Genomic DNA, 9,387 nt, shown 5'->3' with positions numbered 1-9,387 from the left:
TGCATGAAATGCACAAGCGCGATGCCAAGAAAGGCCTGGCGACCCTGTGCATCGGCGGCGGCCAGGGTGTGGCGTTGGCCATCGAACGCTAGGGCTCTCCTATTGTGTGTGGCACCTGAGCCCGCGGTCTGTCAGGCCAATCGCGGATTCAGGTGGGGCGGCCGCTGCGCGCCCGAGCGGGAGCAAGCTCCCTCGCCACGGAAGAGCAGCTGCAAGTCGCCCGTGGCGAGATTGAACAGCCCTGTGGCGAGCGAGCTTGCTCGCGCTGGAAGGCGCAGCCTTCCCGAAACCTGAGCACGCGGCCTGTCAGGCCAATTGCGGATTCAGGTGGGGCGGCCGCTGCGCGCCCGAACGGGAGCAAGCTCCCTCGCCACGGAAGAGCAGCTGCAAGTCGCACGTCGCGAGATTGAACAGCCCTGTGGCGAGCGAGCTTGCTCGCGCTGGAAGGCGCAGCCTTCCCGACACCTGAATCCGCGTTTTATCAGTCATACCGCGGATTCAGGTGTGGCGGCCGCTACGCGCCCGAACGGGAGCGAGCTCCCTCGCCACTGCACCTTTTCGCGACCTGACCGATGGCCCATGGAGGCCGCTGGCAACGCTCTAGCCGTCAGCTACATTCAACCTGTACGGCTGGTGCGATCCTGTTTTTCAACACTTATTCCCACTGACTCACCGCTGAAACAGTCCGGGGTCGTGCCCGCTCCAACCTGCGGGAGGCAGCATGAAGATCTCAAAGGGGATTCAGATACTCGCCAACCTGGCGACTGTCGCGGTCCTGTACTTCAGCTTCATGCAACTGCAGCAGACCACCAGCGATGCCCAACTGGCGAACTCGATCAAGCTCCTCGACCAGGGCATGCAGGTCGAACAGGATTATCGCGAAGGCAAGATTCAGGCGCGCCAGGTCCTGTCGTTCTATTACCAGGTGTACCTCTTGCAGCAGAGCGAACGCCTGCTCGCCGATCCGTTCAAGGCCCTCAACCTGTCCCTGTGTCGCTTCGTCCTCGACGACCCGCGGGCTCGTGAGTATTGGCAGAACGCCCCCAAGCAGTATTACACCCCGCCCTTTATCGCCTTCATCGACCAGATAACGAAGAGCAGAAAATGCGCCTGATCAAATGCCTGTTACTGATCTTGCTGGCGGGCCTGGCCAGCCTCCAGGCAACTGCCGGCCCGTCCTTCAACTCGGACCGCGAAACCCTGGCCAAAGGCTCGGACCAAGCCGGCGCCGAGCTCCATAGAGGCTTCCAGGCCTTCCATGAAATGCTGATGTATCTGGAGTTGCGCGATAGCGACAACGCGAGCAAGGCCAAGGCGTTGGCGTTGCAACACTTCAACCAATCTGTGGTGCTGTTCAAAAAAGTCAGCACCGATGCGCCTGAGCAGAAGATCGTCTACCAGCCCGGCACGGACGAGGAAAAAGACGCCATCGAGGCTTTCCAGAACCGCTTGAAGGAACTGGACCTGGCCACGCCCAGCACCGAGAAACAGCTCGCCGAACTGGCGGTCACCGCGATTACCCGGCATATCCAGATAATGGAAAAAACCAGCTTCAAGAGAACCAAGGCCGACTACCCGGCCTTGCGTAAGGTTCTTCGCTCGCAAGCCCTGCTGCTCGACCTGGGCATCCTGACCTCGATTGTCTGGACCCTGTCCGTGGATCAGTCCGAAGGCACCCGCTAAGCCCTAGCCAGGCCGTTATCCGCGAAGACCTGCTGCACCCCAACCTGCCCGAAAGCCCCCACGCCTCATCGCTCAACGCCGGTGCCGCCTGCCGGCGAAGGCGCCTGCAAGATCGCCTTCGCCAGCAAGCTGGCTCCTGGTTACGCCAGGTCCAGCTGTACGCCGTCCGGCGCGCCCTCGACCGTCCATTGGCGGGGCCAGTCACTGTCTTGTTCCACACTGCTGAAGCCGTGATAGACCACATTCAGCTGGGTGGCCTGGGCCGTCACCCCATTGCAGATCAAATACAGAGTGGCATTGGTATCGGCTTGCAGCACATAAAGAACCACATTGCCTTGAGCGGGAATGCTCACATTGGCCAGGTTGTTGCCCTGGGCGGTAGCCCTGATGGCAACTTGCTGCGCTGCAGCGGTGTTATTGCGTGCATGAATGGCGATAGGCATTTTCTTCAACTCCGGAACCCGTCAGCGGATTCAGTCGGTAGGCACTGAGAATGCTGCCGCCCAACTCGCTTGAGAGGTTCAGTCGGCAGCCGAGGCCATCCTCAGTAATTGTCGACAGCCAGACGAGAGGGACATCTTTCCCTGGAGAGCGCATAGGCCTCGAATGCCTCTAAGCCCCCTGCACTATCCGCCCCACCTGCTCTTGCAGCCCTTTGGCCTGGATCCGTAACGACTGGCAAAAACCCTCGATGAAATTCGATGAAGGCCGATAGTCCGGACGGATCAGCATTACCCGGTACGGCACCGACAACTGCAGCGGGCGGATCGCCAGCCCCCTGCCCACCTCCTCCATGGCGCTCAAGGGGTTGATGATCGCCACGCCCAATTGCTGGCGCACCATGGCGCACACCGAGGCGGCATTGGTGGTCTCGATCACGATCCGCCGGTCGACCCCGGCCTGGCGAAAATGCTCGTCCAGGGTCTGCCGATAGATATCCAGCCCCGACAGGTTGATGAAATTCTGGCCACTAAAGTCCGCCATCGACAATCGCGTCTTGGCCAGCAGCGGATGGCCCTCGGGAAGGATGCACAGCATGTCGGCGCAGAACAGCAGTTCACCCTGGGTGCCCCGGGGCAGGTGCTCGCTTTCGGTCAGGCCCAGGTCATGGCGCTGGGCACTGAGGGACTCTTCCAGCAGCGGCGATTCCTGGGCGGTGATGCTCAGGCCGATGCCCGGGTGCCGGCTCTGGAAGTCCTGGCACACCCGCGGCAGCAGGGTCTGGGAGAACAGTGGCAGGCAGCTCAGGCTCAACTGGCCGTGCTCGAAGCGGCGGATCGACTGGGCCACGCTGTTGATCCGCTCCAGCCCCACATAGGCCCGCTCCACCTCCTCCAGCAACAGCAGGGCCTGGGCCGTGGGCAGCAGGCGCCCGCCTTCGCGGTCGAACAGGCGCAGGCCGGACAGACTTTCCAGGCGCGCCAGCTCGCGGCTGACCGTGGGCTGCGAGGTGAACAGCAGGCGCGCCGCGCCGGTGACGCTGCCGGCCTGCATGATGGCGCGGAACACTTCGATATGGCGCAGGGAGATAGCCATGGCGGCAAGACTCGTTCAATCATCCAGACCATATCAAAACTGAATCAGCCAACAAAGAATAGATATTTTATTGAATAGCCAGGAAACGGCATGCTGCCTCCACTCTCACTGACCACAGACTGCACAGATCATGGCCATTCCCTTCGCCCCCGCTCAACTTGTCGCCGCCGCCCGCCAGTACGGCACCCCGCTGTGGTGCTATGACGCCGCCACCATCCGCGCGCGCATCCAGCAGTTGCAAGCCTTCGATGTGGTGCGCTACGCGCAGAAAGCCTCGTCCAACCTGCACCTGCTGCGCCTGGTGCGCGAGGCCGGGGTACGGGTCGATGCGGTGTCCCTGGGGGAAATCGAGCGCGCCCTGCTGGCCGGCTTCAGCCCGGAAGATGCGGGCATCGTCTTCACCTGCGACCTGTTCGACGAAGCCACCCTCAAGCGTGTGGTGGAGCTGCAGGTGGAGGTCAACGCCGGTTCCATCGACATGCTGCGCCAGCTTGGCCAGTTGTCTCCTGGCCACCGGGTGTGGCTGCGGATCAACCCGGGCTTCGGCCATGGCCATAGCCGCAAGACCAACACCGGCGGCGAGAACAGCAAGCACGGCATCTGGCACGAACAGGTCGGCGAGGCCCTGGCGGTGATCCGTCAATACGGCCTGCACCTGGTGGGCCTGCATATGCATATCGGCTCCGGGGTCGACTACGACCACCTGGAACAGGTGGGCGCGGCCATGCTGGCAGCAGTCAAATCCCTGGACCACGACATCGAGGCCTTCTCCATCGGTGGCGGCCTGTCCACGCCCTACCGCGACGGCGACAGCCCAGTGGACGTGCAACGCTACGCCAACGCCTGGAAAGCCCCGCGGGAGGAAATCGAGGCCTACCTGGGCCACAGCGTGCGCATGGAAATCGAACCCGGGCGCTTCCTGATGGCCGAGGCCGGCTGCCTGGTCAGCGAAGTGCGGGTGGTGAAAGACGCCGGCCAGCACCGCTTCGTGCTGGTGGACACCGGCTTCAACGACCTGATGCGCCCGGCCATGTATGGCGCCTACCACGGCATGAGCCTGCTGGACGCCAGCGGCCAGCCGGTACAGCGCCCGCAACAGCCGACCGTGGTGGGCGGCCCGCTGTGCGAATCCGGCGACATCTTCACCCAGGACGACGAATGCCTGACCCCGCGTCTGCTGCCCCAGGCCCAGGTCGGCGACCTGTTGCTGCTGCATGACACCGGCGCCTATGGCGCTAGCATGTCCTCCAACTACAACAGTCGGCCGCTGCTGCCCGAAGTGCTGTTCGACAACGGCCAGGCAAAACTGATTCGCCGGCGCCAGCCGCTGGCGGACCTGCTGGCGCTGGAACTGGGGCTGTGAAACCCGCTACCAGGGCAACAGCTGCAACCGCTCGGGCAGGTCGTTGACCGCGTCGTCCTGCTTGCGGGTCACCAGCGCCGCGCCATCGGCGCCATAGAACTGCACCTGGATCTGGGCCTTGCCGGGGTCCAGGTCGATGCGCGCGAAGTTGTCGGCCTGGGTGAAGGCCCAGGTGTGGTAGTCCATCCTGCCCGGCAGGTTTTTCAGTATGAAGCTGTCGGGGGTCTGCTCCGACCCCGAGTCGTGCACATAACCGGCCGGGTCGCCGTCGGCGAAGGAGAACGGCCAGTAGAAGGCCGACGAGGTAATGGCAAAGGCCTTGATGTCCTGCTTGCCGCCCCTGATATCCAACTGCGAGATGTTCGAGCAGTGAATGTCCCCGGACAGGAACACCACGTTCTGCACCCCCTCTTTGGCGATGGTCTCCAGCACTGCGGCGCGGGTGGTCGGGAAGGCCGACCAGGAATCGCTTTCATTCTTGCGCCGCTCGTAGCGCGGCCCATCCCCCGCGGTGTCCACGCCGTTGGGCACGAACACGCTGGAACTCACGATGAACTTGGGCACATTGCCCCGGTCTTGCTGCATATGCCGCAACCAGGCGCACAGCCGGTCCAGCTGCCCCGGCTCGGACGGGTGCAGTGAGGGCCGGCCCAGCAGGTGGTTGTCTTGCAGGGCACCGGGCACATCCTCGAGAAAGCGCTGGGTCCGCGTATCGAGCACGAAGAACGGGTAGTTGGCGCAGGAGAAGTCGTAGAACAGCTGGTTCACCGCATTGTGCTTGAGGTACTGGTCGTTGCCTTTCATTGGCCGCTGCTGCACATAACTGTCCTCGAAGCGCGGCCCATGGCTCCACTGGTAGCTCATGTAGGCGCCCATGGCCCAGTTGAACAAGGTGCGCTTGGCGCTGTTCTTGCTGATCCGGTCCTGGGTCCAGTTATCTTCGATTTCATGATCGTCGAGGATCATGTAGGTGGGTTTGTGGGCCAGCAGGCGGCTGATGAAGGGCGAGCCGAAGGCCGTGTGATAGCGCTCCTCGAATTCCTTGTAGCTGTCGGCGCGGCCGATGGGGATGGCGCGGTTGTACAGGTCGGCATAGATCTGGTCGCCCACCATCAGCACGAACTTGCTGTCGTCATGCTCGCTGAGCATGGGGCCGAAGATCGCATCGGAATCCCGCCGCTGCCACGGCAGCCCTGGATAGCGGCAGGAACCCAGGAGGAAACTCAAGGGGCCAGCCTTCTGGGGCTCGGCGGCGTGGGTGGTGAACTCGGCCTCGACATAGGCCTTGTCGGCGCCGCTGCGGTTCAGGTCATTGGCCCAGGCCGAGGCCGCGGGCAGGCGCGCCACCACCGACTCGCTGGACACCTCGTCGTCGATCGAGCCCGCGTCGTCGACGTTGAGCGAAGCCATGCGCACTTTGTAATGGGTGCTCGGGGTCAGGAGAAACGGCTTGAGCTGCTTGCGCTCGGCTGCATTACGCCACAGGTTGAGGTCGACCCCCAGGTTGAAGGTGCCGGTGCGGTGGTATTCGCGGCGCAGGCGGAAGTAGTAGATGTTCTCGCCGGCAACCTTGCCGTTGCTGCCCACCACACCAATGACGCCAATGGTGCGGATGTCCTCCGCCACGCCCTTCTCGTCCAGGGCATCGGAAGCGGCAATCCATAAACGACAGGAAGTGGCGGTGGTATGGCCAACGATAGGCCCGAGGGACGGCGTGCGAAGTGTGCTCACGATGACCTGCTCCTTGCTGGGGGTGTGCAGGCCAAGCTTAGTTCGGGCGCGGAAGCCGACAAGCCGCCGGCGCCCTCTCGGACCATCGGTCGAACAAGGCAAGCAGCAGCGCCAGCAGGATCAGCCCGGCAGCCACTCCGAAGGTCGCGTGCATGCCGCTGGCCACCGCCTCGACGCCGGCCTGGCCGCCCACTTGCGGCCGCGCGATCCAGGCGAACAGCGCGCCCAGGGCCGCGGCGCCACTGATCAGCCCGAGGTTGCGCGACAGGCTCAGCAAGCCCGCCGTCAGCCCCCGTTGCTCCGGCGTCACCTCGAGCATCACCAGGCTGTTGTTGGCGGCCTGGAACAGCGCATAGCTGGCCGTCACCAAGGCCAGCGGCGGCAGGTAGCCCAGCAGCCCCAGGCCCGTGGGCAACAGCGCCAGCAGGCTCAGGCCCAGCAGCATGCCGGACAGCCCCAGCCGACACAGCGGCTGCGCGCCGTAGCGGTCCACCAGGCGCCCGCCAGGCACTCCGGCGAGGGTCGCCACCAGCGGCCCGAGGGACAGGCACAACCCCACCCGGGCGCTGTCCAGCCCCAGCCCGTGGGACAGGTAGAACGGCCCCACCACCAAGGTGCTCATGATCACCGTGGACACCAGCAGGTTCAGCAGCAGGCTGCTGCGCAACTGCGGCCGGCGCAGCAACGCCGGCTGGAACAACGGCGCCGCCGAGCGCCGCTCGACCCGCAACAGCAGCAGTATTCCCACCCCGCCCAGCACCAGCAGCCCCAGGTTCAGCGGCGCCAGCGGGTTGTCGCCCAGGGTCAGGGCCAGGGCATAGGCCCCCAGGCTCAAGGCCAGGAGCAAGGTCCCGGGGTAGTCGAAGGCGCTGGCCGCGGCCACTCGGCGATCTGCCGGCAGGCTGCGCCAGGCCAGTACCAGGGCCAGCAGCCCCAGGGGCACATTGACCAGGAAGATCCAGCGCCAGCCGAAACTCGCCAGCAGCAATCCCCCCAGGGACGGTCCCAGGGTGGTGCCCAGGGCCGACATGCTGCCCAGCAGGCCCATGGCCGCGCCGGTGCGCGCCTTGGGCAGTGCATCGCCCACCAGGGCCATGCTCAGGGCCAGCATCACCGCCGCCCCCAGGCCTTGCAGGGCACGGGCCGCCAACAGCCAGCCCAGGCCCGGCGCCAGGCCGCACAGCACAGACGCCAGGGTGAACAGCGCAATGCCACCCAGCAGCAAGCGCCGCCGACCCAATAGATCGCCCAGGCGCCCGGCACTGGCAATCAGGGTAGTAATCACCAGCAGGTAGGCCAGCACTATCCACTGCACCTGCTGGAAGGTGGCGGCAAAGGCCCGTACCAGTTCCGGCAGCGCGGCATTGGCGATGCTGGCATCCAGGGAGGGCATCAGCATCGCCAGCGACAGGCTGGCCAGGGTCCAACGGGCCCGGGACGACAATGGTTCCACAGCGGCAGGTTCCAAGGCGGCAGGCTCGACAGCGGCGGGTTGGGCATCAGTAGCAGGCATGGCGGGCACTCCATCAAGACATGAGCGCCAGCCTATGCCGGGGCCAATACAGGCGGAAGACGCAGCCTTTGCAGATAATTGATGCATGCCACGCCATGTCAGCCGACGGCGTGCTAGATTGCGCCGATGCCGACTCCCGACCTGAACCTGCTGCTGACCCTGGACGTGCTGCTAAGCGAAGGCAGCGTGGCGCGCGCCGCCGAGCGCCTGCACCTCAGCCCCTCGGCCATGAGCCGGGCCCTGGAACGCCTGCGCCGGGCCACCGGTGATCCACTGCTGGTACGTGCCGGCCGCGGCCTGGTGCCCACGCCCCGGGCCCTGGAGCTGCGCCAGCAGGTTGGGCAACTGGTGGAGCAGGCCCAGGCGGCGCTGCGCCCGGCCGAGGCCATCGACCTGGGGCAATTGCAACGCACCTTCACCCTGCGCAGCCGCGACGGTTTCGTCGAGAACTTCGGCCCGGCGCTGATCAACCGCCTGCGCCGGCAGGCCCCCGGGGTGCGCCTGCATTTCGTGCCCAAGCTGGACCGCGACAGCACGCCCCTGCGCAATGCCAGCGTCGACCTGGAAACCGCCGTGGTGGATGCCGACACCAGCCCCGAACTGCGCACCCGGGCGCTGTTCCGCGATCGTTTTATCGGCGTGGTGCGCGCCGATCACCCGCTCAGCAAAGGCCCGGTAAGCCTCGACGACTATGTGGCCGGCGAACATATCCTGGTGTCCCACCAGGGCCATGTTCACGGGCGCATGGAAGAAGCCCTGCAAGCCCTTGGCCGGACCCGCGAGGTGGTGGCCCTGGTCAGTGGTTTTTCCGCGGCCCTGGCCCTGGCTCGGGGTTCGGAGCTGATCGCCATGGTGCCCGAGCGCCACACCAGCAACCTGCGGGCCGGGCTGCACGCCTTTGAACTGCCAGCGGCACTGCCGGAGATGACCATCTCCCTGCTCTGGCACCCGCGCATGGAGGCCGACCCGGCCCACCGCTGGCTGCGCCAGTGCGTCCATGAACTCTGCAGCGACGGTGCTGCGCCCCTGTGACCCACCCTTGATCATCGAGACCCGGCAATGCCTACCCGTTCACTCGCCCTGCAAACTGCCCCCCTACGCTACCTGCCCGCCATCGCCGCCCTGCTCTGGGGGCTGTTGCTGGCTGCCGGACGGGCACTGCAGCCCCTGGATTATTTCTGGAGCAACTTCGGCGCCTACTGGCTGCCCCAGGCGCTGATCCTCGGCCTGCTGCTGTGCACCCGGCCCAGCGCCGCGCTGTTCACCGGGGTGGCCCTGGCGCTGGCCGCACACCTGCAAGTGTTTTGCCTATGGATCAACTCCCCGATCGATGCCATGGGCTGGCTGTTCTACCTGTTCGATTTCCCCGGCGCGCTGATCGGCGCCGCTATTGCCCGCGTCTTGAGCAAGCGCATAGCACCTCGCACACCATGGTTCGACGGATTCATTGGATTGGGCTTGGTGTCATTGGGACTGCTGCTGAATTTCCTGATAGTTCTCGAATGGGTCGGCTAACGCGACCCGCAGAGTGGGTGAAACTCGCCCGGGCCGCCGAGGGCCC

At 65.1% G+C, this 9,387-nt stretch carries 10 protein-coding genes; 6 read left to right on the top strand and 4 right to left on the bottom strand.

Going from position 1 to position 9,387, the window contains the following annotated elements; genetic code table 11:
- The 3 genes from J4P02_RS28335 to J4P02_RS28325 all read left to right on the top strand — a co-directional run.
- Nucleotides 1-92: hypothetical protein (locus tag J4P02_RS28335; RefSeq protein ID WP_426196665.1), on the top strand; the 92-nt coding region annotated here is incomplete at its 5' end.
- A 629-nt stretch (nt 93-721) separates the two neighbouring features.
- Nucleotides 722-1,114, top strand: a complete 393-nt coding sequence (locus J4P02_RS28330; RefSeq protein ID WP_426196658.1) for a hypothetical protein — start codon at nt 722-724, stop codon at nt 1,112-1,114.
- Entirely contained in the window at nt 1,105-1,683 is a 579-nt protein-coding gene (locus J4P02_RS28325) for a hypothetical protein (RefSeq protein WP_426196656.1), read from the top strand. Before J4P02_RS28330 ends, J4P02_RS28325 begins: the two co-directional genes overlap by 10 nt.
- A 140-nt stretch (nt 1,684-1,823) precedes the next feature.
- On the opposite strand, the gene J4P02_RS28320 is transcribed toward J4P02_RS28325, so the two are convergent.
- Nucleotides 1,824-2,126, bottom strand: a complete 303-nt coding sequence (locus J4P02_RS28320; RefSeq protein ID WP_426196654.1) for a hypothetical protein — start codon at nt 2,124-2,126, stop codon at nt 1,824-1,826.
- A gap of 169 nt (nt 2,127-2,295) precedes the next feature.
- On the bottom strand, nt 2,296-3,219 hold the full coding sequence (locus J4P02_RS28315; protein WP_426196652.1) for a LysR family transcriptional regulator: 924 nt from the start codon (nt 3,217-3,219) through the stop codon (nt 2,296-2,298).
- Nucleotides 3,220-3,349: 130 nt separating this feature from the next.
- On the opposite strand from J4P02_RS28315, the gene lysA reads away from it, so the two are divergent.
- Nucleotides 3,350-4,582 (top strand): diaminopimelate decarboxylase, encoded by a 1,233-nt coding sequence (gene lysA, locus J4P02_RS28310; protein WP_426196650.1) that lies wholly within the window; start codon nt 3,350-3,352, stop codon nt 4,580-4,582.
- 6 nt (nt 4,583-4,588) lie between these two features.
- Here the strand turns inward: lysA and J4P02_RS28305 are convergent, their stop codons facing one another.
- Together J4P02_RS28305 and J4P02_RS28300 are read right to left on the bottom strand one after the other, a co-directional pair.
- Entirely contained in the window at nt 4,589-6,313 is a 1,725-nt protein-coding gene (locus J4P02_RS28305) for an alkaline phosphatase D family protein (protein ID WP_426196648.1), read from the bottom strand.
- Between the two features lie 37 nt (nt 6,314-6,350).
- Complete coding sequence (locus tag J4P02_RS28300) at nt 6,351-7,826, bottom strand: MFS transporter (RefSeq protein ID WP_426196646.1); 1,476 nt, start codon at nt 7,824-7,826, stop codon at nt 6,351-6,353.
- 126 nt (nt 7,827-7,952) lie between these two features.
- Between J4P02_RS28300 and J4P02_RS28295 the strand changes: the two genes are divergently transcribed.
- Nucleotides 7,953-8,858 carry a LysR family transcriptional regulator gene (locus tag J4P02_RS28295; RefSeq protein WP_426196644.1) on the top strand — a complete coding sequence of 302 codons (906 nt, stop codon included), beginning with the start codon at nt 7,953-7,955 and terminating at the stop codon, nt 8,856-8,858.
- A gap of 27 nt (nt 8,859-8,885) precedes the next feature.
- The gene (locus J4P02_RS28290) at nt 8,886-9,341 is read left to right on the top strand and encodes a hypothetical protein (RefSeq protein ID WP_426196642.1); all 456 of its coding nucleotides are present in this window, start codon (nt 8,886-8,888) and stop codon (nt 9,339-9,341) included.
- The last annotated feature ends 46 nt before the right edge of the window (nt 9,342-9,387 follow it).

The organism is Pseudomonas sp. NFXW11, from assembly GCF_049887815.1.
Classification (GTDB): Bacteria; Pseudomonadota; Gammaproteobacteria; order Pseudomonadales; family Pseudomonadaceae; genus Aquipseudomonas.
The sequence above is the reverse complement of the archived record's forward strand: the minus strand, read 5'-3'. Positions and strand labels throughout refer to the sequence as shown.